Here is a 26,143-nt window from a genome sequence, read left to right on the forward strand (position 1 = left end):
GCAATCACAGCACTTATGCTTTCTGCTAAAGTATCCGGCCAGTACGTTTGCGGGCGGTGAGTGGTTTAATTTTTTAAATGCAAAGGGATTTTCACGATATGTCTCACGACCCGATAACCACACCGCCCCCGCAGGAAATGATGGCTGAGCCCGTTTCGCAACCTGGCGTGGCACAACAACATGCTACGCGGCTTATTTTTCTGTTGTCAGGATTTGCAATGGCTGCCTGGGCACCGCTGGTGCCTTTCGTCAAATTGCGGCTGGAAATCAGTGACGGAACATTGGGGTTGCTGCTGTTATGCCTCGGGGCAGGTTCAACATTTTCGATGCCGCTGACCGGTTTCCTGACCAGTAAACTGGGGTGTAAAACGGTCATTCTGATCGCCAGTTCACTGTTGTTGTTGTCCCTCCCATTGCTGACACTCATGAACAGCACTGCCGGAATGGCGCTAATTCTTCTGGTCTTCGGGGCCGCCATCGGCATGATTGATGTCGCGATGAACGTTCATGCCGTTGTGGTTGAAAAAGCCAGTGGCCGTGCGATGATGTCGGGCTTTCACGGTTTTTTCAGCATGGGCAGTATTTTTGGGGCGCTTGCTGTAACCGGCCTGTTATTCCTCGGACTGTCGCCGTTTCAGTCAGTAATGCTGGTCGTGGTTTTACTGGCAATTCTGGTGATATTTACCTGCCCGCATCTGTGGCGCGAAACGCGTCATGAGGGTGACGGACCGATATTTGTTCTGCCCCGCGGCTGGGTTGTGCTGCTGGGGATTTTATGTTTTGTGATGTTCATGACCGAAGGGTCGATGCTGGACTGGGGCGCGTTGTTCCTTACCACCGAACGCGGTGTGTCAGCGCATCAGGCCGGTCTCGGTTACGCCGTTTTCTCCGTCGCGATGACGGCCGGACGTCTGACCGGTGATCGCATCATCAGCATATTGGGTCGTTATAAAGTGCTGATGTATGGCAGCCTGTTTTCAAGCCTCGGTCTGATTTTACTGACCACCGTCGATAATCTGTGGGTCGCGGGCCTGGGTTTTGTCATGATTGGATTTGGCGCGTCAAATCTGGTACCGATCATGTTCAGCGCGGCAGGCAATCAGACCTCCATGCCAGCAGGAATGGCTATCGCCTCCGTGACAACGCTGGGCTATGCCGGTATTTTAGCGGGTCCGGCGCTGATTGGTTTTATCGCGCAAGTCAGCAGCTTATCTGTAGCATTAGGGTGCGTTGCGGCAACGATGTTGTGTGTCACTGTTTGTGCAAAAACCGTCGTCCGCTAAAAGCGTCATAACAAGAATGAAGGGAAAAACTCATCATCATGGCTGGTAAATATTTATCGCTGACATCAACCAATATCACGCGATTCTTTTGGTTGTTCATTTTACTGCTGGCGCTGGGGCTTGGCCTTTACGGGTATAACTACACCAATGCTTATCTGAAAGACAAACTGCTCACGGTACAAAACACCGCAGATTTACTGCAAAAGCGCATCGATAAGTACCGCTACATGACCTACCAGATTTACGACAATTTCACGGGTCAGCCGATGTCTGCGGAGGCCGTCAATGCACAGGAAATCCGCCTGCGCCAGGACATGTATTTTGTTTCCAAATCTCACAAGAAAACCGATGCGCTGATTTTCGGTACTCATGACAGCTCCACCCTGGATTTAACCCTGAAAATTTCATCCTTCCTGGATGACCAGTGGGGTTCAACAACTCATCCTTATTCGCTCTATTACCTGAACGGTCAGGACAACAGTATGTTGCTGATCACCACAGTGCCGCTTGAGCAGCAGGATTCCCGCCTGAAAGAAAACTATTTCACCAGCACGCTGCAGTCACGCCGTGCCGAAATGTTACAGCAGGCAAACACCCTCGATGAGCGTGAAAGTTATTCTCCCCTGCGCAAATCGCGCCAGAGCAACGACTATTCTTTCTCCCTGCGCACCACCTTTAATAATCCGGGTCATCTGGCGACCGTGATTGCCTTCGATTTACCGATGAGTGATCTGATCCCTTCCGGCATGGCGAGGGATAATTTCCAGCTTAATGGCAACACCACGGCGGTAAATGAAGGTGATCCGACCGACGATAATACGGCAGCCAGCAGCATTATGATGCAGGGATGGTCGCTGGTGTTTGATGTGCCGCTGAGCAATTCACCGCTGTCACTGACCTACCATGTGCCGCTGTTTGGCCTGGTGGTTGATCTTGCACACAATAACTTCTGGCTGATCCTGATCAACGTGTTCCTGATCGGGCTGGCGATGATCAGCATCTATTTCATTCGCCACCAGTACATCCGCCCGAGCGAGAATATGGCGGCACAATTGCAAATGCAGCAGGCACTGAATCAGGAAATCATTTCGGGTCTGCCGCTGGGTTTGCTGGTGTATAACTTCAGCAATCACAGCGTGATCCTCAGCAATAAAATTGCCGACCAGTTATTGCCGCACCTGAGCCTGAACAAAATTGCCAATATGGCCGAACAGCATCACGGCACGATACAGGCGACCGTCAATAACGAAGTCTATGAAATCCGAATGATCCGCAGTCAGATATCGCCGGAAACTTACCTGTTTATGCTCCACGATCAGGATAAAGAAGTGATGGTGAACCGCACGCTGCAACAGGCCAAACGTGAGTTTGAGAAGAACCTGCAGGCACGCAAACTGATGCTGCATAACCTGGGCATTGAGCTGAATCAGCCCTTGCAGGAACTGAACGGGCTGGCCGTAGCTCTGGTGGAAGAACAGAAGCCGGAAACCCGTCAGACGCTGGAAGGCAAACTACTGAATGAATCGCGCAATGCGCTGACGCTGGTCGATAACATTACACTGCTGACCCGTCTGGAAACTCAGGACTGGCAACCGGCAAGTGATAGGTACGTGCTTTCAGCCATGGTAGACGAGTTGTTGCTTGAGGCCCTTCCCCGTCTGACTCAGAAAGGCCTCGGGTTACTGAATCATTTCCAGATAGCCCCTGAAGCGGCCTTTATCGGCGATATGCAGGCGGTGAAGAAAATTCTGTCTCTGTTGCTCGACTACGCCATCGTTACAACCTCACTGGGCAAGGTAACCCTGACCAGCGAACAGGACGAAGATCGCCCGGATCAGTTGATTTTCCACATAAACGATACGGGTAGCGGAATTTCCAAAGAAGAACTGAGTAATCTGAATTATCCTTTCCTTAGTCAGACGTTAGTCGATCGCTTTAACCACGGCTCCGGGCTGACATTCTTCCTGTGTAACCAGCTGTGCAAAAAACTGGGTGGCCAGCTGGAAATCCGCAGCAAGCTTAATATCGGCACACGCTATACTGTGCGTATAAAACAACGTCAGGAAGCGCAGGAAGTCGAAGCAGAACACGAAAAATTACTGACTGATGTGACGGTATTACTCGATATCACATCAGATGAAGTTCGCGGTATTGTGACCCGGACCATGAACGCCTACGGTGCGGTGTGCATCGTGGCTGACGACCGACTGGCCGCGCGGGAATATGATGTTTTACTGACAGATAACCCGCAAAACAGTGACCAATTTACCCTGCTGCTGACCGACGATGAGTCGGGATTACAGCAGCTTGAAAAGCATTATATTCGCGTCAATTACAACATCAGCAGTGCGCTGATCGACGCAACATTACTGTTAATCGAACAGCAATTTTCTGTATCCGATGACAGTGTTTCACCCGAAGAACCCGGCGAAAACTCTCTCGACCATTATGAAAAGCAGCTAAAATCAAGCGATTACTATCAGCTTTTCGTTGAGACAGTACCGGAAGATCTTGAGAAACTGTATAATGAAAACCAGCGCCGTGATTTCACATCACTTTCCCAAACAGCACATCGTCTCAAGGGGGTGTTCGCCATGCTGAACCTGACCCCAGGCAAGCAAATGTGTGAATCGTTAGAACAATACATCGCAGATGGCGATGTTTTACAGATTACTGAAACCATCAATCACATTGATTCTTTTGTCTCCAGACTGCTCCAGCAAGGTAGCTAATCACATGAATAATATGAACGTAATTATTGCTGATGACCATCCTATCGTCCTGTTTGGTATTCGTAAGTCCCTTGAACAAATTGAATGGGTGAATGTTGTAGGCGAGTTCGAAGACTCAACTGCACTGGTTAACAGCTTAAGCAAGCTTGATGCTCACGTACTGATCACTGACCTGTCCATGCCGGGCGATAAATTCGGCGACGGCATCACCTTGATCAAATACATCAAGCGTCATTACCCGCAGTTATCCATCATTGTTCTGACCATGAACAATAACCCGGCGATCCTGAGTTCTGTGCTGGATCTGGATATCGAAGGGATTGTCCTCAAGCAAGGCGCGCCCACCGACCTGCCGAAGGCACTGGCCGCATTGCAGAAAGGCAAAAAATTCACGCCGGACAGCGTGGCGAAATTGCTGGAAAAAATCAGCGCTAATGGTTACGGCGACAAACGTCTGTCTCCGAAGGAAAGCGAAGTTCTGCGTTTGTTTGCAGAAGGCTTCCTGGTCACTGAGATTGCCAAAAAGCTGAACCGCAGCATCAAAACCATCAGCAGCCAGAAGAAATCTGCGATGTTGAAACTGGGCGTGGAAAACGATATCGCCCTGCTGAACTATCTGTCTTCTGTCAGTTCCCAGCCGGTGGATAAAGACTGATATTTAAGAAGGTTACGTTACTTCAGTTGTAAAAAAGGCACCGGGCGGTGCCTTTTTATTGTCCACTTTCCGCCCGCAGGATTAGCGTTTCTTACGTACCAGCGCGCTGTAAAAACTGAGCGTATCACGCAGCGTCTCCAGCGTAACCGGTTTGGATAAACAGTTATCCATTCCCGCCTCAAGACAACGCTGACGCTGTTCCGCCAGCGCGTTCGCGGTAACGCCGATCACCGGTAAAGTGTGGCCAAGTTCGCGCAGTTTTGCCGTCAGCCCGTAACCGTCAAGACGCGGCATATTGACGTCGCTGAGCACAATATCAATTTCGTGTGCACGCATGGCATCCAGTGCGTCAATCCCGTCATTCGCCGTTATCACGACATATCCCATTGTGCCCAGCTGGTCCGCCAGAAGGCGACGGTTGATCGGATGATCATCCACGACCAGCAATGTGATATCGCTGTAATCCTGCGCCACAGCGGCTTCCGGCGCTGCACAGCCCTCTTCTTCCGGTGTCGTATCAAGGCGATAAATCCGGTTGAGCAGTGCGGTGATTTCCAGCGGGGTCGAGGTGCTGTGAACCCAGTAACCTGGCCGCGTTTCGACGGGCGGCCCGATATGGTCGATGGAGAATTCAATTTGTGCGGCCAGTTCGCCCTTATGGATCAGCGGCGTATCGGTGATCAAGACATCTTCCCGCTGGCTTTGCAGCTCCGGCTCGCAGCGCTGAACATTCGCGCCGTGATAGCGCATCAGTTGCATCAGGTAGCTTTCCAGATAAGCATTGCGCACATCCAGCCAGACCGTTTTGTCCTGCCAGTGATCCAGCGGTTCACCCGACGGGAATGTGGCATTGTAAAGCGGAATACGCACCGTGAACGAGCTGCCCAGTCCCGGTTCTGACTCTACCTCGATATCGCCATCCATCAGGTTAATCAGCTTTTCACAGATAGCCAGCCCCAGCCCGGTGCCCTGGAAATGACGCTGCACACCGGTCCCCACCTGGAAGAACGGATCAAACAGGCGCGTGATTTCCCGCTCAGGAATACCGACGCCGGTATCGCGCACCTGAAACTCAAGATAGTTACCGCAGGTTCTGACATTCAGAACGATGCATCCGGTATCGGTAAATTTAATCGCATTGTTAAGAATGTTGGAGATGACCTGTTGCAACCTTACCGGATCGCCATTGAACGACAGCGGCACGTTATGTTCGATAAAGCAGTAAAGCCCCAGACGCTTTTTAACCACCAGCGGCAGATAGTTACCGGCAATATGAGTGATCACTTCACGGCAGGAGAATTCCTGCGGCTCGATCTTCAGTTGCTCGGATTCAATTTTGGAGAAATCGAGAATATCGCTGATGATTTTCAGCAGCAGCGCCGACGAGTTATTCATCGCCGTCACCAGACGGTCCACCCCCTGAGGCAACCCTTGCGTTTGCAGTAAGTCCAGGTTGCCGATGATGCCGTAAAGCGGTGTGCGTAATTCATGGCTGACGGTCGCCAGGAACATCGATTTCGACTGGCTGGCCTGCTCGGCCGCATTGGCCATTTCCTGCAATGACTCTTCCATTTTCACGCGCGCACTGACGTCGATCAGCACACAAATCGCCACATCTTCATTACGGTAGCGTGAATGGACGAAACTCAGTTGAATATTGTTATTGTTCTTGGTAATGACATCGACAAAATTCGTCTGTTGATCGCAGATGATTCGGGTAATACGCTGCCGGTCTTCCTGAGTCAGCATACTGATGTAATTGTGCGCCAGTTCATTACTGAGGATGTTAACCCCATCGCTGATACGCAAAATGGAAATGCCGACCGGCGCTGAGGCCACGATTTTGTGATTGAACTGTTCATGTTCCTCAAGCCGGAATGCGTTTTCCTCGGCCGGTAAAAACATCTTGCGCTCAAACACCCAGGCCAGGATGAACAACAACAAACCGGAGAAAATATTCAATAACACAGCATTAAAAATCAGGATCTTAAACCGGTCAATCACTGTATTAAACGGCATTGAATACACCACACTCAGCGAGGACGGTGTCAGCGGTTTTTTATAAACCAAATCTTTGTAGCCATTGACATACCCGAAGAATGAACTGTCCTGCGGATAACCCTCCGGGGCGCTAGCGGAATGCTCGTCCTCGGAAATCTCCAGCAGAGGCTGATCGTCTTCATCGAGTAAGGTAACCGCAGTGTGCTGAGAATTCGGATTCAATAAATCTTCAGCCCGCAGATTTTGCTGAATCCCCATCAGCGCTTCGAGTTTATTGCCCACATAAATCGGGGTCAGCACATACAGATTTCCGGAATCTTTACTGCCGGACTGCGACACCCAGTACAGACTGTTTTCTTTAGCTTTGCTCTTCGCATTGCGATATTGCAGGATTTTTTCATGTAAGGATTTCAACTGTTCCTGACTTTCGCGCTCGAACGGTTCATTGCTGATCCCAAAATCAACCAGACATAAATTCTCGCCGCTGATGAAGAACACACGATTGAGATCGTAGGCGTCGGAAAAGTTATCTTTCCAGTAATGGATCATGTTGCCCAACGAAGCCAGCGAATTACGGTAGCTGTCATTAATCCCGGAACAATCGGACTCAGGGAACAAGGCGAGATAAGTGGGCGCCGTGTTCTTCGTGCTGATAATGCCATTGATGATATCCAGCCCGTTCATCGACGCGCTCAGGCGATTCTCAGCCATGAACTTAATGCTGTGCATCACATCATTGGAGTTCTTAATGTAACTCTGCGCCAGATCGTAATTGAGGTTATCCTCATCGCGGATCTCGGACTCTTTGTTGTGGAAAATATTCAGCACATAAAAGGTGGTCAGCAGCACCCCCAGCGTCCACAACATAAGCGCCAGCACCCGGAAAAGATAACGGGAGATTCTTAACGTTGTGCGAAACGAAGCAAGATATTTCAAAGATTAACCATTAGCAAAGCGGCTCAGTGAGCGGAATGTGGATCAGGATACACTATTGCCAGACCTTCTAAAAAGCGCCTGATAATGCAGTTTAGGTGAAAGATTTGTTTTAAGACGAATTCAATAAAAAAGGGCATAACTATTGTTATGCCCTTTTGTCTGCCAGCTACGAAAACTTATTCTTCTTCGTCATCAGCCGGCTGATCGTCTTCACTTTCCGCGTCGTCTGGCAGATCGGCTGCTTGTGCCGCTTCCAGTTCGCCCGCTTCGGTGGCGACACCATCCAGTTCTTCGTCTTCAACCGGCTCTGCAACACGTTGTAAACCAACCACATGCTCATCATCGGCGGTACGGATAAGCGTCACACCCTGGGTGTTACGGCCGACAGTACTCACTTCAGAAACACGGGTTCGCACCAGCGTACCTGCGTCGGTGATCATCATGATCTGATCCGCTTCATCAACCTGGATCGCGCCAATAACCGGTCCGTTACGCTCGCTCACTTTGATGGAGATAACGCCCTGGGTTGCACGGGATTTAGTTGGGTATTCAGTCGATTCAGTACGTTTACCGAAACCGTTCTGCGTCACAGTCAGGATACAACCATCACCCCGCGGGATGATAAGCGAAACAACGCTGTCACCTTCGCCCAGACGGATACCGCGAACACCGGTCGCCGTACGGCCCATTGAGCGAACCGCTGCTTCGGAGAAGCGCACCACTTTACCGGCCGCAGAGAACAGCATGACTTCGTCCTGGCCGTCAGTCAGGTCCACACCGATCAGCTCATCACCTTCGTTAAGATTGATGGCGATGATGCCGGCGCTGCGTGGTCGGCTGAAATCGGTCAGGGCAGTTTTCTTCACTGTACCGCTGGCGGTTGCCATGAACACATGACGACCTTCCTCGTACTCGCGTACAGGCAGGATCGCCGTGATGCGTTCGTTCGGTTCAAGCGGCAACAAGTTGACGATAGGACGACCGCGTGCACCGCGGCTGGCTTCCGGCAACTGATAGACTTTCATCCAATACAAACGTCCACGACTTGAGAACATCAGAATAGTGTCGTGGGTGTTAGCCACCAGCAGACGGTCAATGAAATCTTCTTCTTTGATGCGCGCTGCCGATTTACCTTTACCACCGCGACGCTGTGCTTCGTAATCGGTCAGAGGCTGGTATTTTACGTAGCCCTGATGCGACAGCGTCACCACAACGTCTTCCTGATTGATCAGGTCTTCGATGTTGATGTCAGAAGTGTTCGCCGTAATTTCCGTACGACGCGGATCATTGTACTGATCACGAATCGCTTCCAGTTCTTCACGAATGACTTCCATCAGACGGTCAGGGCTGGACAAGATGAACAGCAGCTCGCCGATTTGCACCAGCAGCTCTTTATATTCATCCAGCAGTTTTTCGTGCTCAAGGCCGGTCAGCTTCTGCAAACGCAGATCCAAAATGGCCTGGGCCTGTTGCTCCGTCAGGAAATATTTCCCGTCGTGAATACCAAATTGTGGCTCCAGCCATTCAGGACGGGCAGCATCGTCACCGGCGCTTGCCAGCATCGCTGAAACATTGCCCAGATCCCATGAACGCGCGACCAGGCCAGCCTTTGCTTCAGCCGGTGTCGGTGCAGCACGGATCAGTTCGATGATAGGATCGATGTTAGCCAGAGCGATCGCCAGTGCTTCAAGGATATGCGCACGGTCACGGGCTTTACGCAGTTCGAAAATAGTCCGGCGCGTGACGACTTCACGGCGGTGACGAACAAACGCAGAAAGGATTTCTTTCAGGCCGAGGATCTTCGGCTGACCCTGGTGCAATGCCACCATGTTGATACCGAAAGAAGTCTGCAGTTGTGTCAGTGAATACAGGTTGTTCAGAACCACTTCACCCACTGCATCACGTTTGATTTCAATGACGATGCGCATGCCGTCTTTATCAGACTCATCACGCAGTGCACTGATACCTTCGACGCGTTTTTCTTTCACCAGCTCGGCGATCTTTTCGATCAGACGGGCTTTGTTCACCTGATACGGGATCTCGTGAACAATGATGGTTTCGCGACCGGTTTTAGCATCGGCCTCTACTTCAGCACGGGCACGGATGTAAATTTTGCCACGGCCGGTCCGGTAGGCTTCTTCGATACCACGGCGACCGTTGATGATGGCCGCCGTCGGGAAATCTGGCCCCGGGATGTGCTCCATCAGCCCTTCAATGCTGATGTTTTCATCCTCAATATACGCCAGACAACCGTTGATCACTTCGGTGAGGTTATGTGGCGGAATATTGGTTGCCATACCGACAGCGATACCTGACGAGCCGTTAACCAGCAGGTTAGGGATACGGGTTGGCATAACAGAAGGAATTTGCTCTGTGCCGTCATAGTTTGGCACGAAATCGACAGTTTCTTTTTCTAAATCTGCCAGCAATTCGTGGGCAATTTTTGACATGCGGATTTCGGTATAACGCATGGCGGCTGCGGAGTCGCCATCCACTGACCCGAAGTTACCCTGCCCGTCCACCAGCATATAGCGAAGTGAGAAAGGCTGTGCCATACGCACGATTGTGTCATATACCGCAGTATCACCGTGTGGGTGATATTTACCGATAACGTCACCGACCACACGGGCCGATTTTTTATAGGCTTTATTCCAGTCGTTACCGAGGACATTCATTGCGAAAAGTACGCGGCGGTGCACCGGTTTCAAACCATCGCGCACATCTGGTAGCGCACGTCCGACAATAACGGACATCGCATAATCCAAATAAGAGTTTTTCAGCTCTTCTTCGATGTTAATCGGTGTGATTTCTCTGGCAAGGTCGCTCATGGAGCTGCTATCCCTCTACTGATTATTCATGGCCGCTGCCTGTATAGGCAAAGGTGTAAAACTATACCACAAACCAGCGAAACGTGGAAAACAACCGCCCCCTTTTGCGTACTATTACTCAACACGATTCAAACCCTTGCACAATCGGCATCATTTCGTATAAACATTAACCAGAACGACAAAACTGAGCCAAAGCAGATGGAATATGTATAATCCGCTAATCAAGTTATAAGGAGTTCATCACGCTCATGACAACCACACCGTCAGCAACACCCCAAAACATCGACCATGAAGAGATTGCCAAATTCGAGGCTGTTGCCTCGCGCTGGTGGGATCTGGAAGGTGAATTCAAACCGCTGCATCGCATCAATCCGCTGCGTCTGAACTATATTCTCGAACGCGCCGGTGGCCTGTTCGGGAAAAATGTTCTTGATGTCGGTTGCGGTGGCGGTATTTTGAGTGAAAGCATGGCGGTGGCAGGGGCGAAAGTCACCGGGCTGGATATGGGGGGCGAACCCTTACAGGTGGCACGTTTGCATGCGCTGGAAAGCGGCGTAAAAGTCGATTACGTACAGGAAACCGTTGAGGCACATGCCGATGCACATCCACAGCAATACGATGTGGTGACCTGTATGGAAATGCTGGAGCACGTTCCTGATCCGGCTTCTGTTGTTGCCGCCTGTGCGCGTCTGGTGAAACCCGGCGGCCATGTATTTTTCTCCACGATCAACCGCAATAATAAAGCCTGGCTGATGGCGATTTTCGGCGCTGAGTATGTGCTGAAAATGGTGCCAAAAGGCACGCATGATATTAAAAAATTTATCAAACCGTCTGAGTTACTGGGGATGATTGACCGCACGTCCTTGTCCGAGCGCCACATCATTGGCCTGCACTACAATCCGCTGACCGACCATTTCAAGCTCGGTCCGAATGTGGATGTAAATTACATGATCCACACCCAGGCGTTATAAAATTCTACCGGTAAAAAGAGGACAGCTAATACTGTCCTCTGTCAGGTCAAGGCGCGTGTCAGCCAGTCTGCCGCTGTGCGGGCAACGTCAAACCCTCTGCGGTTGCAAGCCCTTTTTTCATCGGCTTTTGCTGAATTTGCGTTAAGCAACAGGTCATACCGGGGTTAAAACGTTAGTTTTTAGGGCTTTGGTGAATAGTGACGCCGCAACATGATTTTTTAGAATAGTTATTCAGATCAATATAGCGTTTTTTTCTAACGTTTAATAAACCGGCAGTCGATCACCTTTCGTAAAAATATAAGAAAATCGTATCTCAGATATTGACAGGATTGTCGCACCAGCAATGGCGGACTCCTCAGACGGGAGCGTAAAATTTCTCCCCAACTTATCCACAAATCTGCCGATTTTGTTCACTTGCAAAAGGGACATTCAGTCACTATCTTGTCATCAGAAAATAACAAACCCACAATATATTGTGTTTATATCCTGACCAGCACACTAGGGACCTCTTGTGCTGCCGCGCGTGTTTAACGCGGTCGGGTCAGACCTTTTATAAACCTTTAAGGTATCGCACCCCATGAACCAAAGTCTGCTTGTTACTAAACGTGATGGCCGCACAGAACGCATTAACCTTGATAAAATCCACCGTGTCATTGACTGGGCAGCGGAAGGTCTTCAAAACGTATCAGTTTCTCAAGTAGAGCTCCGTTCACACATCCAGTTCTATGACGGGATTAAAACCGCCGATATTCATGAAACCATCATCAAAGCCGCTGCTGATCTGATTTCTAAGGATGCACCGGATTATCAATATCTGGCGGCGCGACTGGCCATCTTCCATCTGCGTAAAAAAGCCTACGGCCAGTTTGAACCTCCAAAACTGATCGACCAGGTGACCCGCATGGTTGAAATGGGTAAATACGACAAACATCTGCTGGAAGACTACACGGCTGAAGAGTTCGAGCAGATGGACAGTTTTATTGACCACTGGCGCGACATGAATTTCTCTTACGCGGCGGTTAAGCAGCTGGAAGGGAAATATCTGGCGCAGAACCGTGTGACCGGCGATATCTACGAAAGCGCACAGTTCCTCTACATTCTGGTCGCGGCCTGCCTGTTCTCCGGCTATCCGCGCGAAACCCGTCTGGATTACATCAAACGTTTCTACGACGCGATTTCAACTTTCAAGATTTCTCTGCCTACGCCCATTATGTCCGGCGTGCGTACCCCGACCCGTCAGTTCAGCTCATGCGTTCTGATCGAATGTGGCGACAGTCTCGATTCCATTAACGCCACCTCCAGCGCCATCGTGAAATACGTTTCACAACGCGCCGGTATCGGCATTAACGCCGGTCGTATCCGTGCACTGGGCAGCCCGATCCGTGGCGGGGAAGCCTTCCACACCGGTTGTATCCCTTTCTACAAACATTTCCAGACTGCGGTGAAATCCTGTTCTCAGGGTGGCGTTCGCGGCGGTGCAGCCACCTTGTTCTACCCGATGTGGCATCTGGAAGTGGAAAGCCTGCTGGTACTGAAAAACAACCGTGGTGTTGAAGGCAACCGCGTCCGTCATATGGACTACGGTGTGCAGATCAACAAACTGATGTATCAGCGTCTGGTGAAAGGTGGCGACATTACCCTGTTCAGCCCGTCTGACGTGCCGGGCCTGTACGATGCATTCTTTGCCGATCAGGACGAGTTCGAACGCCTGTATGAGAAATACGAGCAGGACGCCAGCATCCGTAAACAGAAAGTGAAAGCAGTTGAACTGTTCTCCCTGATGATGCAGGAACGTGCCTCAACCGGCCGCATCTACATTCAGCATGTTGATCACTGCAACACCCACAGCCCGTTTGATCCGGCTATCGCGCCTGTTCGCCAGTCCAACCTCTGTCTGGAAATCGCGCTGCCAACCAAACCGCTGGATGACGTGAACGACGAAAACGGCGAAATCGCACTGTGTACGCTCTCTGCCTTTAACCTCGGCGCTATCGACAGCCTCGACGATCTGGAAGAACTGGCGGTACTGGCGGTTCGTGCGCTGGACGCCTTGCTCGATTATCAGGATTACCCGATTAAAGCCGCAAAACGCGGTGCGATGGGCCGTCGTACCCTGGGTATCGGCGTGATTAACTACGCGTATTATCTGGCAAAAAATGGCGTGCGTTATTCCGACGGCAGTGCCAACAACCTGACCCACAAAACCTTTGAAGCCATCCAATATTACCTGCTGAAAGCTTCCAACGAGCTGGCGAAAGAACAAGGCGCATGCCAGTGGTTCAATGAAACCACTTATTCGCAAGGCATCATGCCTGTGGATACCTACAAGAAGGATCTGGATGCCATTTGCGATGAGCCGCTGCATCTGGACTGGGATACACTGCGCGAAAGCATTAAAACGCACGGCCTGCGTAACTCGACGCTGTCTGCGCTGATGCCGTCTGAGACCTCTTCGCAGATCTCCAACGCCACCAACGGCATCGAGCCACCGCGCGGCCATATCAGTATTAAAGCCTCGAAAGACGGCATCCTGCGTCAGGTTGTGCCTGAGTATGAGCGTCTCAAAGATCAGTATGAGCTGCTGTGGGATATGCCGAACAACGACGGTTATCTGCAACTGGTGGGCGTGATGCAGAAATTCATCGACCAGGCGATTTCTTCAAACACCAACTACGATCCGTCGCGCTTCCCGAACAGCAAAGTGCCGATGAAACAGTTGTTGAAAGACTTGCTGACCGCCTACAAATTTGGCGTGAAAACTCTGTACTATCAGAACACCCGTGACGGTGCCGATGATGTACAGGAAGACATGAAAGCCGAGGTGGCTGATGACTGTGAAAGCGGCGCCTGCAAAATCTAATCTTCTGTTTTAATTAAAAATATTATTCAAAACCCCCGTCAGGGGGTTTTTGCCGAGAATGTCGAGGAAGTTATGGCCTACAGTACTTTTTCCCAGAATAAAAACGATCAGCTTCTTGAGCCAATGTTCTTTGGCCAGTCGGTTAACGTTGCCCGTTTCGACCAACAGAAGCATGAAATTTTTGAAAAACTGATCGAAAAGCAACTGTCATTTTTCTGGCGTCCGGAAGAGATTGATGTTTCCCGTGACCGTATCGATTTCCAGGCGCTGCCGGAACATGAAAAGCACATCTTCCTGAGCAACCTGAAATACCAGACGCTGCTGGATTCCATTCAGGGCCGCAGCCCGAACGTCGCACTGCTACCGCTGATTTCCATTCCGGAACTGGAAACCTGGGTCGAGACCTGGGCGTTTTCAGAAACGATTCATTCACGGTCTTATACTCATATCATCCGTAATATCGTTAACGATCCGGCAATGGTATTTGACGATATCGTGACCAACGAAGAAATCCTCAAACGCGCGAAAGACATTTCCGGTTATTACGACACGCTGATTGAAATGACCAGCTACTACCATCTGCTGGGGGAAGGCACGCATCAGGTCAACGGCAAAACGGTCGTGGTTAATCTGCGTGAGCTGAAGAAGAAGCTCTACATCTGTCTGATGAGCGTTAACGCGCTGGAGGCGGTACGTTTCTACGTCAGTTTCGCCTGTTCATTTGCGTTCGCTGAACGTGAACTGATGGAAGGCAACGCGAAAATTATCAAGATGATCGCCCGCGACGAAGCGCTGCATCTGACCGGCACTCAGCACGCGCTGAACCTGCTGCGTTCAGGCCAGGACGATCCGGAAATGGCTGAAATTGCGCGGGAATGCCAGCAGGAATGCCACGACCTGTTTGTTCTGGCGGCACAACAGGAAAAAGACTGGGCAGAATACCTGTTCAAAGACGGTTCCATGATCGGCCTGAACAAAGACATTCTTTGCCAGTACGTCGAATACATCACCAATATCCGTATGCAGGCTGTCGGGCTGGATGCGCCGTTCAAAACCCGCTCGAACCCAATCCCGTGGATCAACGCCTGGCTGGTGTCCGATAACGTGCAAGTTGCGCCGCAGGAAGTGGAAGTCAGTTCGTATCTGGTCGGTCAGATCGACTCTGAAGTTAACGCCGATGACCTGAGTGATTTTGAGCTTTAAATGACCGACAGGATACTCACACTTTCAGCCAACGGACAGCAACTGGTCTGTAAAGCCGGGCACCGCAATTTGCTGGAAGTGTTTGAACATCATCAGGTTGAAGTGGAATACCAGTGCCGGGAAGGTTATTGCGGATCGTGCCGGATGAAGCTTATCAGCGGGGAAGTCACTTACAGTGAAAAACCTTTAGCCTTCATCTCAGACGGCGAAATTTTGCCGTGCTGTTGCATGCCGGCCGGGGATATTGAAGTCGAGTTTTAGCTCCTCCCCTTCGCAGGGGAGGAGCTAAAACTCAGACCTTAGCAACCCGATCCAGCCACGGGTAATCCGCCACCGGCTCCCAGCCATTCAGATAGCGCCGCAACATATCCATCGCCACCATCGCCATCGTCTCCTGCCGTAATGCCAGCCCGTGACGCGTCGCGGTATAACGGATCGTCAGGCCACGGGTGCCGGCCGGGGTATGCAGTGCCAGACTTAACTCTTCACCAGACAGCGCCCCGACAGCCAGCGCCAGTTGGGCACCGGTAGTTTCGGCCAGCGTCTGTGCGCGTGCCAGCAGGCATTCGAGGGATTTCTCCGGGGAAGCTTCGTTGTCCTGTGGCAATAATTCACCATTGGTCAGCGGGACTCCTGCACTTTGCAAACGCCAGTTCAACAGGCCACCGGTAAAACTTTCGCTGACCGCCAGACGTAAATCCTGTGCCAGCAGACGTTCAGCAAGACGATCCGGCAGGCTGCCCTGTCCTTCGAAAATAGTGCTTTCCCCGGCCACTTCCCGCACACGTTCGAATGCTTTGTGCATCGCGTTTTCCTGCGAACGCGGACCGGTCACTTTCAGTTCAATGATAGGCGATGACGAACGGTACCCCATCACCACGCCTTCGGGCAGTTCGAGTTTATCCAGTTCGGTGGCAAGATCACTTTCACCCCGTCCGAAGGTGGTCAGACGCAGACATAACGGGGCTTCCAGCGCCGGAAATTGTTTGTGCAGACGCGGAACGATTTGTTGTTCCACCATCACTTTAAATTCAGAGGGTACGCCAGGCGTAAAGAATATCTGGCAACGGTTAAGTCGCACACTGAAGCCGCAGGCAGTCCCGACCGGATTATCCAACAACTCGGCATTGGCGGGGATCTGGGCCTGTTTACGGTTGGATTCAGCCATCGGACGGCCGCGTTCCCTGAAGAACGCCTGCATGGTTTCAATCCAGCCGGCATCTTCTACCAACTCCACCCCACAGGCTTTAGCCGCCGCCAGCGCACTTAAATCATCGGTCGTTGGCCCCAGGCCGCCGTTCACGATAAGCACATCAGCGATGTGGCTACGTTCTTTGAGAACAGCAACCAGCGCATCCAGGCTGTCGCCCACCGTTTCACGGCTGGTCATCGGTAAACCTTGCTCAAACAGATAATTCGCCAGCCACGCCGAATTGGTATCTACAATCTGGCCATGCAGTACTTCATCACCCGTACTCAGCATCTCAACCCTAAGCATCCCGTTCTCCTTCTGTATTTTTTGTTATTCCACTGTAGAAAGGCTGGGCAAGAAAAACAATCTCTCTACGGCAGAAAACAAAAAGGCCCGCACGAATGCGAGCCTCAGATCTTGCTTCAGACAACATCAGAAATTCACTGCGCCGCCTACATAAGCACCATCTGCCACCACGTTATCGCGGTTGCCGTCTTTACCATCCATCGCCATGTAGCGGTAACCCACGCTCACAGTAACCAGCGGGATGGCGGTCAGACGCACGCCGGCGTTAGCTTCTTTGTAGTTGCCAATGCCGCTCGACAGTGAATCCGGAGAATAGTAGTAGTCACCGTACAGGGTGAACATTTTCGCGATTGGCAGTTGCAGACCACCGCCGACAGCCGCAGCATAACCTTCGTCACCGTCTTTCGGATTGGTATACAGACCTTTACCGCCAACCGTTGCCATGAACGGGCCGAGCGGAATGTTGTATCCCAGCCCTACACCTGCCACGTCGCCGTCATCGTCGTTATGCGTCCAGTCACCGCTCAGTGCCAGGCCCGGAGACGTGGTGCCAAAGCCCACACCCAGATGCGTGTAATGTTCACCGACTTCACCATTTACACTGATCGCGTTCGCGGCAGCAGCCGCGAACATCAAACTGGCAGCGGCGCCAGCGACAAGGATCTTTTTCATTATTTTTCCCAAATAATTGCTAAACAACATTAAATCTTCCGCCCGAAGTCTAAAGCAATTTACTCTGTTGTCACAACGTTTTGGATCTTTTAAACGTTCAGTCAAGCCGGGAAAATTGTAAGGAACATCGTTTTCATTAATGAAACGAAGCTTTCCCGTTGAAATGATAACCCCCGCCTATTTACCCCTGATTAATATCAGGTTTATTTCAGTACTCTGTATTACGCAAGCCTTTCTATCCATCGCCGGACGCTGGCCCGCGAGATTTTAATCCCGCCCTGCGACAGGGCTACGGGCAGCGGATAATAGGCCACCGGCCACTGGAAGCGCGGGATCTTATTGCTCAGCCAGAGGTTAAGTTCCTCATACCGCAGCCCGGCTTGTGCGTCGAGCACAGCGACCGGCCGCTGACCAAATTGCTCATCCTCCACCGGCACAACAAACGCCTGCAAAACCTGCGGATGGCTGACCAGCACTTTTTCGATATCTTCAGGCTGGATCCCTTCCCCGCCGCTGAAAAACAGATTATCCAGCCGCCCGGCGATCAGCAGTTCGCCATCACGCCATTCTCCGCGGTCACGGGTATGCAACCAGCCACCGGCGTCGGCTACCGGCGATAACTGACCGTTTTTCCAGTAACCACTGGCCAGGCTGTCAGTGCGGATCAGGATCTCCTGATCCGCAATTTTAACTTCCTTTCCCGCCAGTGCCTGACCGACACCGGCGCGGCCATCAGCGCGTTTCGCCGTGACGGTAGACGCGGTTTCGGTCAGCCCGTAGCCGCACCAGCAGCGTATTCCCGCGCTTTCAGCCTGTCCGGTGAGTTCAGGAGGAATTTGCGCGCCGCCAAGCAAAACGTCTTTCAGCTTTTCAGGCACCGCAGTCCCTTGCAGCAAGCGCCAGAGCTGCGTGGGTACCAGCGAAGCGTGGCTGCAGCTGGCCAGGGCCAGTTCAAACGGCTGCCCTTCAGTCAGCACCAGCGTGGCGCCCGCCGTCAGCCAGCGCCAGAGAATGCCCTGCCCGGAAACATGAAACAGCGGCAGGGAAAGCAGCCAGCTGTCGTTGCAGGTGAAAGGGATCACCTTCAGCACACCCGCCGCACTGGCCAGGTGTGCGGCAACCGTGTGCGCGGCAGCTTTCGGTAACCCGCTGGAACCTGATGTCAGCGTCAGTGTGGCGATGCGCTGCGGTTGCCATCCGGCAGAACTGATCCAGCAGGCATTCTGCAGGGTCAGCGCGGGGATATTCAGCAGCAGCCCCGGCTCTGCCAGATCCAGCATAAAAGCGATATCAAGCTGTGAAAGCAGTTCGTCACATAATGCCTGAGGCAGTTGCGGATTAAGCGGCAACAGGCGTGCGCCAGTTTGTAATAACGCCAGATAGCTGAGTACAGCATCCAGGGTATTTTTACTGCGCAGAACAACACCCGCACCTTCTCCCACGCCCTGTGCCATAAAACCGGCTGCCAGCGTATCAATACGGTGCTGTAAATCACGCCAGCACCAGGTGATATCTCCCGCTTTCAGCGCCACGGCAAAAGGTGAAAGGTTTGCCCTTTCACGCCATGGCCAGTCGTTGATCATTTGCTCTGCCATACGATCTCCAGATCAGACGCGTCAGTCAGCGGTAATGCAGAGCCCGGCCAGCGACGGATAAGCTGCGTGTGCATGAGATCCAGCGTGTCCAGTCCGGGAATGGTGTCCGGCGTCAGCCACTGGGCAATGCGCGCCAGTTGCGTCAACCCGAGGCTGGATTCGAGGGAGGAACTGATCACTGCTTCCAGCCCTGCGGCATGCGCCTGCGCGATCAACTGGCGACAGCGCATCAGGCTGCCGGTAAGTGTAGGTTTGATGATAATTGCCGCCAGCCCGGGTTCGGCCAGCACGGTAAAACCGGTTTCGCGCACACTTTCATCCCAGGCGATCGCGATACCGGTCAGACGGGCGAAATCACGGGACTGCCCGCGGGTCAGACACGGCTCTTCAATAAACGCAATACGCGAACGCAGTTCAGGTGCCACATGGCGGGCAAATCCTTCGGCTTTAACCGGCGTCCAGCTGCGGTTAGCATCAAGGCGTAAATGCAGTTCCGGTAAGGCTTCCAGCAGCATACTGACATTCAGACCATCGCCGACGGATTCGTACAACCCCACTTTTACTTTCGCAACTTTCCTGCCACGAAAATCGCCCGGCAGTGCACCGAGACGGGCATAAAGTTCATTCGGATCACCATGACACAGCGGCGCACAGCGCGTGCTCAATACCGGCGGCAGTTCATCGCGCAGTTCGGCATCCGCGCAACTTAGCCCAAATGCCACAGAAGGCAAGGCGCTGAAGGCCGAGGCAACTGCCGGGAGCGACGCACCTTGCACCCACTGGCTCAGACCATGCTGAACGGCCTCCTGCGCCTGAGACATATCTTCCAGACTGAACCCCGGCAGCGGTGCAATTTCACCCCAGCCTGTTTTTTCATCCTGCCACAGTGACACGAGAAAACCGTCGCGGGTTTTCAGGCGCTGATTGCGCAGCACCACCCCAGCCTCCATCGGCACGCTGTACCGGTACACCGTGGCGCGACGCATTATGGATTACGCTTAAATTTGCTGAAGTCCGGCTGACGTTTTTCATTAAACGCGTTGCGGCCTTCCTGACCTTCATCGGTCATGTAGAACAACATCGTGGCGTTCCCGGCCAGCTCCTGAAGCCCCGCCTGACCATCGCAATCGGCGTTCAGTGCGGCTTTCAGGCAACGCAGTGCCATCGGACTGTTTTCCAGCATTTCACGACACCAGCGCACAGTTTCTTTTTCCAGATCAGCCAGAGGAACCACGGTGTTCACCAGCCCCATTTCCAGTGCCGCGTTGGCATCGTACTGGCGGCACAGGAACCATATTTCACGGGCCTTTTTCTGACCGACGATACGCGCCATATAGGACGCGCCCCAGCCGCCATCGAAAGAGCCGACTTTCGGGCCGGTCTGGCCGAAGATGGCGTTATCTGCTGCGATGGTCAGGTCGCACATCATATGCAGTACATGACCGCCGCCAATGGAATAACCGGCTACCATCGCGACCACAGGTTTCGGACAAGTGCGGATCTGACGCTGGAAATCCAGCACGTTAAGATGATGCACACCGCTGGCATCCTGATAACCGCCGTAATCGCCACGGACTTTCTGATCGCCCCCCGCGCAGAAGGCTTTTTCACCTTCACCGGTCAGCACGATCACACCGATGCCTTCGTCATTACGGGCGTCGTCGAGTGCACGGATCATTTCTTTGACGGTCAGCGGACGAAACGCGTTGCGAACCTGCGGCCGGTTGATGGTGATTTTAGCGATGCCGTCAGTGGATTTGTGATAACGGATATCTTCAAACTCGCCGGTGCACTCACGCCATTCGACAGGTGCATACAATTGTTTTTCATCAGGATAAATCATGCTTAACTTCCTTTAAGACAGGTGAAGTAATAAATTCCAGCGCCTGACGGGCATATTCGGCCGGATTATCACGGTGTGCGTTATGCCCGGCATTGGCGACAGTGCGCAGCCCGAAACCGGACTGCTGCGCAAGATGAATAAATTTGATGTCCTGGTTGCCACACAGCCAGACAACCGGCAGGGAAATCCGCAGCAATTGTTCGCGTAAATCAGGTTGTACCGAAAGCGACGTAGCGGTCAGCACGGCGGCGACAGTGTGCGGATTATTGTTCTCACGCAACATAATCATTTGCTGGCGTTGCGAACGGGACAGGCTGGAAAACACCGGTTGCTGATACCAGATGTCCAGCGCCTGTTTCCACGGCATTTGCAAAAAGCGAGCCGCCCATTGCTGGTCATGATGGCGGCGTTGTGCCCTTTCGGCCTGACAGGTCAGCCCCGGATGTGCGCCTTCGACCAGCAGGCCCTGTAAACCGGTACGATCGCCCTGGCAGGCGTGATACAGACTGATGCGCCCGCCCAGCGAGTAGCCAATCAGCCAATACGCGGCGACGTTTTTCACACGCAAGGTGTCGGTTAACTGCTGGCTGACATCCGCAAAACCGGCAGCCGTCAGCGACGCAGAACGGCCATGTCCCGGCAAATCCACAAACAGACAAGGCCAGCCACCAAGCGCAGGAAGCAAGGGCTGCCAGTCGTCTGCACTGCCCAGCAGGCCATGGAGAAACACCAGCCACGGACGGTCTGTGACCCCGGCGTTGAGAACCTGACAGGCCAGCGTCATGATGCGCTCATCTCCTGTACCAGCGAACGCAGGCATTCTGCCCCTTCTGTTTCACTGACTTTTAGCTCGATCAGTTTCACGCCCCCATGCTGCCAGCATTGACTGACTGCATGATGCAGCTCAGACATCGACACCGGACAGGCATAATCCAGACCAAACATTGCCGCTGCGTGGCTGAAACTCACATTCTGCGGCATACAGTAAAAGCGCTGCCGCTCGGCTTCCGGTGTCGGTAACAACGAGAAAATCTGCCCGCCATTGTTATTCACCACAATAATCACCGTCGGTGCAGAACACTGACGCATCAGCGCCAGTGCGTTTAAATCATAAAGCGCGGAGATATCACCCAGCAGCGCCAGCGTCGGTTTGCAGGTTGCGCGCTGTACGCCCGCAGCGGTCGACAGCAGCCCGTCAATACCGCTTGCGCCGCGATTGGCGAAAACAGGATAACCGGCGGGAAGTTGAGCAAAGGCATCGGCCAGACGCACAATCAGGCTGTTGCCGAGAAATAGCTGGCCCTGCTCAGGTAATAAAGCCGGTAGCTGCCACGCAGCGGCGGCCTCGCCAAATACACCTTCGAGACGGGTTTCCACGGCATGTAACGCGCGCTGCGAGCAATGTTCAAGGGCTTGGGCCCAGTCCCCCTGAGGCTGAGCCGGATGAGACTGCAACCATTCACTGACGCTGGCCTGTATCCGACGACCACGATGTTGTGCCGGATCCTGACGGCCAGGCAGCGGATCAATCAGCCAGTACTCATCAGGTTGGCAGGCCGCCTGCCATTGCAGCAGGCGCTTACCGGTCAGACCTGCGCCGAACTGGATCACCAGTTGAGCATGCGCCAGTATTGCCTGTGCCTGAGGTGACGCCAGCCACAAATCCGCGCAAGGGAGCGGATTACCGGTTGATGCCTGCACATCACTGATCAGCGGCCAGCCCAGTTGCTCCGCCCAGTGTGCCACCCGTTCACTTTCACGTCCCGAAAGGCGGCCTGCGATAATGACGCCGCGTTTTTGCCGCCATGAAAACCAGTCCGGCTGTTCGGTCACCGGCAAAACCTGAGAATACTTCAGCCACGGCTGTTGTCCCTGCCACCAGTCGCCCAGCGTTTGCAGCCAGTCCAGATGTTCGCCATTGTCCTCGCCATACAGCGGTTCAGCGAACGGGCAGTTAATGTGCACGGCGCCGTGTGTCTGCTGCGCCAGCACATTATCCAGCGCGGAAACCAGCCAGCTCGCACTGATTTCCGGTGTCGGACGGGGTAATTCCAGCGACCCGACCGGATGACTGGCGAACATACCGGTCTGGCGGATAGCCTGATTAGCACCGCAACCGATGAGTTCCGGGGGACGGTCAGCGGTGAGCAATACCAGTTTTTCGCCGGTCAGCCCGGCTTCGATCAACGCAGGATACAAATTTGCCACCGCCGTACCGGAGGTAACGATAATCGCCACGCGCTGCCCGCTGGCTTTTGCCAGCCCGAGTGCCAGATGGCCGAGGCCGCGTTCATCAAAATGAGTATGGCAGATAAGATGCGGATGTGCGGCGGCGGCCAGCGTTAACGGCGTAGACCGGGAACCGGGTGCGATGCACACATGCTGCACCTGATGGCGGGTTACGGCTTCGAGGATAAGCGTCGCCCAACGGCGGTTAAAAACGGCTACAGACATGTTCAACTCACTCCGGCAAAGGGTTATCCGGCCTGAACGGCAGGCGTGTAATGCTCTTCCAGCAAAGTGCGCAAACCCGCGGCTTTGTTTTCGATTTCCAGCCATTCCTGTGCGGCGTCAGAACCGGCGACAATCCCCGCACCGGCATAGAGTTCAAGATGATGTCCTTTCACCATGGCAGAACGCAGCGCGACGGTAAATTCACTTTGTTCAGCACTGAGATATCCGGCAGAACCGGCATACCATTCACGATCAAAAGGTTCAAATTCAGCAATGAACTTGCGTGCAGCCTGTCTCGGTAATCCGGCCACGGCTGCGGTCGGTTGCAGGCGTTGCAGACAACCGGCATCATCAGGCCCGGTCAGTTCACCGTGAATATTGCGGCGTAAATGCTGCACTTTGCGCAGACGTAAAACCTCTGCCGGTGTGACATCCAGCGAATGCGCCCCGCCCTGTAAACGCTGACAGATGTCGTCAACGACCAGTAAATTTTCACGCTGATTTTTGCCATCGCTGAGCAGCCAGTCACCCAGTGCCTGCGCTTGCTGATCATCGGGATGATTGGCCACGGTTCCCGCCAGCGCTTCGGTATAGAGTTCGGTGTTATCACGCAGAAATAAACGTTCCGGGCTGGAACCCAGAAACGCCTGTTGTGCGGTGAACGCCAGCATAAAATGATAGCAGTGATGATTAACGCTGCGGCTGGCAGCAAGAAATGCACAGGCATTCAGTGGCTGACTGAGCGTTAAGGTTGTTTTGCGTGCCAGCACGACTTTATCGAACTGATGCTGTTCAATACCTGAAAGCGCACGTTCAACCAGCGCCTTCCACTGCGACTCGGCCGGTAAATGCTGATGCTGTAATACGTGGGAGGTAAGCGGTGGTAAGGTGCGACTGGCCACCAGTGAACGCAGGAACAAGCGTGTGCGGCGTGCCTCATCCTGTAAAGAATACGGACTGAAAAGGGTACAACGCAGCCACCAGGTATTGCCCTGACGGCAAAGTTCGATGCGGGGAAGAAACAGTGCGTTGGCAGCGGATGCATCATCCGCCGTACCGTTAAACGCATTCAGCCCCCAGATATGCAAATCGGGAACCTCAGGAAACTGGCGAATAAACGCCTGCGCTTGCGCAATATGCCCAAAAGAATAAGCATCGCCACAAACGGCAGCTTCTTCATTTCCGTCACGTTGTTGCCAGTAAAATTTCGGGTAACAAGGCTGCGCAGCCAGCCATTCGAGCAGGCCAGTGTCAGGCTGTTTTTGCAGGGAATAACTGAATTGCCGGATCCCCGCAGCAGCAGGCCATTTGCCTGCCAGCCTCGTATCAAGCTGTTCAATGATTGCTGAGATTTGTTTCACCGCTACCTCGGACCATACCGGATGTTTAGTGACGGGCAGAAATACCCCTCTGGATCAAAAAACGGGTTGGATCAATAACGGAAGAATTATGCGGCGATACGAAAAATGAAAATATGCGACAGATCAAGCTGAAGTGAGTGCCGTTAGCTAAGAAGGAGTAGAAGAAGGGAGAAAGGTGTAAGTCACCGGGCAGAAACAGGAGCAGCAGACGCTGCCCCTGTTCAGTGAGATTAACGACGCAGAAGCAGGCCGACAACCAGACCTACGGCAGCACCGACGCCGACGCCATGCCATGGATTTTCATGCACATAATCATCAGTTCTTTCTGCAACCTGACGGGCTTTCTTGCAGTAAGAACGTGCCGCCGGGTCAATACGTGATTTAATATCTTTCAGTGCATTTTCTGCACGTGCTTTGACCTGAATGTATTTCTCATCCGCTTTGTCACCCGAGGATTTGAGTACTTCCTCCAGCGTTTCAGTCAACATGCGTAAATCGTCATCCAACGAATTCTGCTGTGTCTCAAATTGTTCAGCCATGGTTATCTCCTTATGATGGGTTCGTGTAAAAGCATAGACTGCCTTTAACCCTAGCGCATATCGGGAGTAATTGCCTGAAGGATCCGCCCTAAACTGCCGAAAAATCGAGGTTTTAAGAACCTTCCGACCCTTTAGTTTCAGTAAAAACGGTTCTTTTCACGGCCTCGTTTTGCTGCTTTTCACGCTGTTTGGCCAGCCACAATCCACTGTTTTTCATCGCGTAACCGAACACTAACCCCACCAGCAAAGACACCACCACCTGACGCCAGTCACCTTGCGCGGCGAAGGTCGCGCAGGCACCGATAAAGGTGCCCGGCACAAAGGCCAGCCATTGCTGCCGAGCCTGAATACACATCAGGAATGCCACTACGCCAGTCAGCAGGTAACCCAGAATGTTCCATTCGGGACGCATGGCGCTGCCTGCAATAATCACGACCGCCCAAAATACACCGCTGAGACAGGTCAGGGTGCTGATCAGCAACCCGCGTAATCCGCCCTGCGGGCATGCGAAATACGCTGTGCATCCCAGGAAACCCGCCCAGCTTATCAGGCCAAGGCTTATCGCCACCCAACCCCAGATACCAGAGAGGATGCCGGTGGTGATGGCGATCATCACTAAAACATTCATGGTGTGAACCTGTACGAATCTGAACAAGCGCGCAGTGTACGCATTGGCAGGAATAATGAAATGGGAGAGATCACAAAACCAATG

Annotated in this window: 19 protein-coding genes; 7 read left to right on the forward strand and 12 right to left on the reverse strand. The window is 52.8% G+C overall.

Going from position 1 to position 26,143, the window contains the following annotated elements:
* Nucleotides 1–140: 140 nt before the first annotated feature.
* From ACOZIO_RS06930 to rcsB, 3 genes are read left to right on the forward strand one after another with little or no spacing between them, the layout of a single operon-like run.
* On the forward strand, nt 141–1,283 hold the full coding sequence (locus ACOZIO_RS06930) for an MFS transporter (RefSeq protein ID WP_370278356.1): 1,143 nt from the start codon (nt 141–143) through the stop codon (nt 1,281–1,283).
* Between the two features lie 38 nt (nt 1,284–1,321).
* Nucleotides 1,322–4,015, forward strand: coding sequence for a phosphotransferase RcsD (gene rcsD / locus ACOZIO_RS06935; protein WP_129952359.1), 2,694 nt, complete (start codon nt 1,322–1,324; stop codon nt 4,013–4,015).
* 4 nt (nt 4,016–4,019) lie between these two features.
* On the forward strand, nt 4,020–4,670 hold the full coding sequence (rcsB, locus tag ACOZIO_RS06940; protein ID WP_013574620.1) for a response regulator transcription factor RcsB: 651 nt from the start codon (nt 4,020–4,022) through the stop codon (nt 4,668–4,670).
* An 81-nt stretch (nt 4,671–4,751) separates the two neighbouring features.
* Here rcsB and rcsC read toward each other — a convergent pair whose 3' ends face one another.
* Complete coding sequence (gene rcsC / locus ACOZIO_RS06945) at nt 4,752–7,607, reverse strand: two-component system sensor histidine kinase RcsC (RefSeq protein ID WP_129952358.1); 2,856 nt, start codon at nt 7,605–7,607, stop codon at nt 4,752–4,754.
* Between the two features lie 176 nt (nt 7,608–7,783).
* The gene (gyrA, locus tag ACOZIO_RS06950; protein WP_129952357.1) at nt 7,784–10,435 is read right to left on the reverse strand and encodes a DNA topoisomerase (ATP-hydrolyzing) subunit A; all 2,652 of its coding nucleotides are present in this window, start codon (nt 10,433–10,435) and stop codon (nt 7,784–7,786) included.
* Between the two features lie 248 nt (nt 10,436–10,683).
* Here gyrA and ubiG point away from each other — a divergent pair, with 248 nt between their 5' ends.
* The 4 genes from ubiG to yfaE all read left to right on the forward strand — a co-directional run bounded on the left by ubiG (nt 10,684) and on the right by yfaE (nt 15,730).
* Nucleotides 10,684–11,406, forward strand: a complete 723-nt coding sequence (ubiG, locus tag ACOZIO_RS06955) for a bifunctional 2-polyprenyl-6-hydroxyphenol methylase/3-demethylubiquinol 3-O-methyltransferase UbiG (protein WP_129952356.1) — start codon at nt 10,684–10,686, stop codon at nt 11,404–11,406.
* A 577-nt stretch (nt 11,407–11,983) separates the two neighbouring features.
* Nucleotides 11,984–14,266 carry a class 1a ribonucleoside-diphosphate reductase subunit alpha gene (gene nrdA / locus ACOZIO_RS06960; protein WP_129991776.1) on the forward strand — a complete coding sequence of 761 codons (2,283 nt, stop codon included), beginning with the start codon at nt 11,984–11,986 and terminating at the stop codon, nt 14,264–14,266.
* 72 nt (nt 14,267–14,338) lie between these two features.
* Complete coding sequence (gene nrdB / locus ACOZIO_RS06965) at nt 14,339–15,469, forward strand: class Ia ribonucleoside-diphosphate reductase subunit beta (protein WP_129952354.1); 1,131 nt, start codon at nt 14,339–14,341, stop codon at nt 15,467–15,469.
* Nucleotides 15,470–15,730 (forward strand): class I ribonucleotide reductase maintenance protein YfaE, encoded by a 261-nt coding sequence (gene yfaE / locus ACOZIO_RS06970; protein WP_217220296.1) that lies wholly within the window; start codon nt 15,470–15,472, stop codon nt 15,728–15,730. It abuts the gene before it with no gap.
* 31 nt (nt 15,731–15,761) lie between these two features.
* On the opposite strand, the gene ACOZIO_RS06975 is transcribed toward yfaE, so the two are convergent.
* The 10 genes from ACOZIO_RS06975 to ACOZIO_RS07020 all read right to left on the reverse strand — a co-directional run bounded on the left by ACOZIO_RS06975 (nt 15,762) and on the right by ACOZIO_RS07020 (nt 26,059).
* Nucleotides 15,762–16,967 carry a nicotinamide mononucleotide deamidase-related protein YfaY gene (locus ACOZIO_RS06975; protein ID WP_129952352.1) on the reverse strand — a complete coding sequence of 402 codons (1,206 nt, stop codon included), beginning with the start codon at nt 16,965–16,967 and terminating at the stop codon, nt 15,762–15,764.
* Nucleotides 16,968–17,093: 126 nt separating this feature from the next.
* A complete protein-coding gene (locus ACOZIO_RS06980) occupies nt 17,094–17,639 on the reverse strand; it encodes a YfaZ family outer membrane protein (protein WP_129952351.1) in 546 nt (181 codons plus the stop codon).
* A 221-nt stretch (nt 17,640–17,860) separates the two neighbouring features.
* A complete protein-coding gene (gene menE, locus ACOZIO_RS06985; protein WP_129952350.1) occupies nt 17,861–19,234 on the reverse strand; it encodes an o-succinylbenzoate--CoA ligase in 1,374 nt (457 codons plus the stop codon).
* A complete protein-coding gene (menC, locus tag ACOZIO_RS06990; RefSeq protein WP_421595123.1) occupies nt 19,219–20,220 on the reverse strand; it encodes an o-succinylbenzoate synthase in 1,002 nt (333 codons plus the stop codon). The genes menE and menC overlap by 16 nt, the downstream gene beginning before the upstream one ends.
* Nucleotides 20,220–21,077: a 1,4-dihydroxy-2-naphthoyl-CoA synthase gene (gene menB, locus ACOZIO_RS06995; protein WP_129952348.1), complete on the reverse strand. Its 858-nt coding sequence runs from the start codon at nt 21,075–21,077 to the stop codon at nt 20,220–20,222. The genes menC and menB overlap by 1 nt, the downstream gene beginning before the upstream one ends.
* The gene (gene menH, locus ACOZIO_RS07000) at nt 21,064–21,897 is read right to left on the reverse strand and encodes a 2-succinyl-6-hydroxy-2,4-cyclohexadiene-1-carboxylate synthase (protein WP_370278355.1); all 834 of its coding nucleotides are present in this window, start codon (nt 21,895–21,897) and stop codon (nt 21,064–21,066) included. Before menH ends, menB begins: the two co-directional genes overlap by 14 nt.
* The gene (gene menD / locus ACOZIO_RS07005) at nt 21,858–23,531 is read right to left on the reverse strand and encodes a 2-succinyl-5-enolpyruvyl-6-hydroxy-3-cyclohexene-1-carboxylic-acid synthase (RefSeq protein ID WP_421595124.1); all 1,674 of its coding nucleotides are present in this window, start codon (nt 23,529–23,531) and stop codon (nt 21,858–21,860) included. Before menD ends, menH begins: the two co-directional genes overlap by 40 nt.
* Nucleotides 23,532–23,554: 23 nt before the next feature.
* On the reverse strand, nt 23,555–24,892 hold the full coding sequence (menF, locus tag ACOZIO_RS07010) for an isochorismate synthase MenF (protein WP_421595125.1): 1,338 nt from the start codon (nt 24,890–24,892) through the stop codon (nt 23,555–23,557).
* Between the two features lie 230 nt (nt 24,893–25,122).
* On the reverse strand, nt 25,123–25,431 hold the full coding sequence (gene elaB, locus ACOZIO_RS07015) for a stress response protein ElaB (RefSeq protein WP_129952345.1): 309 nt from the start codon (nt 25,429–25,431) through the stop codon (nt 25,123–25,125).
* Between the two features lie 112 nt (nt 25,432–25,543).
* On the reverse strand, nt 25,544–26,059 hold the full coding sequence (locus ACOZIO_RS07020) for a DUF1097 domain-containing protein (RefSeq protein ID WP_129952344.1): 516 nt from the start codon (nt 26,057–26,059) through the stop codon (nt 25,544–25,546).
* Nucleotides 26,060–26,143: the final 84 nt, after the last annotated feature.

This window comes from Rahnella sp. PD4 (assembly GCF_049199325.1).
GTDB classification, from domain to species: Bacteria; Pseudomonadota; Gammaproteobacteria; order Enterobacterales; family Enterobacteriaceae; genus Rahnella; species Rahnella perminowiae.

Coding starts and splice junctions, on each gene's coding strand:
- ACOZIO_RS06930 (WP_370278356.1), top strand. CDS start 141: ATGGCTGAGCCCGTTTCGCAACCTGGCGTGGCACAACAACATGCTACG.
- rcsD (WP_129952359.1), top strand. CDS start 1,322: ATGGCTGGTAAATATTTATCGCTGACATCAACCAATATCACGCGATTC.
- rcsB (WP_013574620.1), top strand. CDS start 4,020: ATGAATAATATGAACGTAATTATTGCTGATGACCATCCTATCGTCCTG.
- gyrA (WP_129952357.1), bottom strand. CDS start 10,435: ATGAGCGACCTTGCCAGAGAAATCACACCGATTAACATCGAAGAAGAG.
- ubiG (WP_129952356.1), top strand. CDS start 10,684: ATGACAACCACACCGTCAGCAACACCCCAAAACATCGACCATGAAGAG.
- nrdA (WP_129991776.1), top strand. CDS start 11,984: ATGAACCAAAGTCTGCTTGTTACTAAACGTGATGGCCGCACAGAACGC.
- nrdB (WP_129952354.1), top strand. CDS start 14,339: ATGGCCTACAGTACTTTTTCCCAGAATAAAAACGATCAGCTTCTTGAG.
- yfaE (WP_217220296.1), top strand. CDS start 15,470: ATGACCGACAGGATACTCACACTTTCAGCCAACGGACAGCAACTGGTC.
- ACOZIO_RS06975 (WP_129952352.1), bottom strand. CDS start 16,967: ATGCTTAGGGTTGAGATGCTGAGTACGGGTGATGAAGTACTGCATGGC.
- ACOZIO_RS06980 (WP_129952351.1), bottom strand. CDS start 17,639: ATGAAAAAGATCCTTGTCGCTGGCGCCGCTGCCAGTTTGATGTTCGCG.
- menE (WP_129952350.1), bottom strand. CDS start 19,234: ATGGCAGAGCAAATGATCAACGACTGGCCATGGCGTGAAAGGGCAAAC.
- menC (WP_421595123.1), bottom strand. CDS start 20,220: ATGCGTCGCGCCACGGTGTACCGGTACAGCGTGCCGATGGAGGCTGGG.
- menB (WP_129952348.1), bottom strand. CDS start 21,077: ATGATTTATCCTGATGAAAAACAATTGTATGCACCTGTCGAATGGCGT.
- menH (WP_370278355.1), bottom strand. CDS start 21,897: ATGCCTGCGTTCGCTGGTACAGGAGATGAGCGCATCATGACGCTGGCC.
- menD (WP_421595124.1), bottom strand. CDS start 23,531: ATGTCTGTAGCCGTTTTTAACCGCCGTTGGGCGACGCTTATCCTCGAA.
- elaB (WP_129952345.1), bottom strand. CDS start 25,431: ATGGCTGAACAATTTGAGACACAGCAGAATTCGTTGGATGACGATTTA.
- ACOZIO_RS07020 (WP_129952344.1), bottom strand. CDS start 26,059: ATGAATGTTTTAGTGATGATCGCCATCACCACCGGCATCCTCTCTGGT.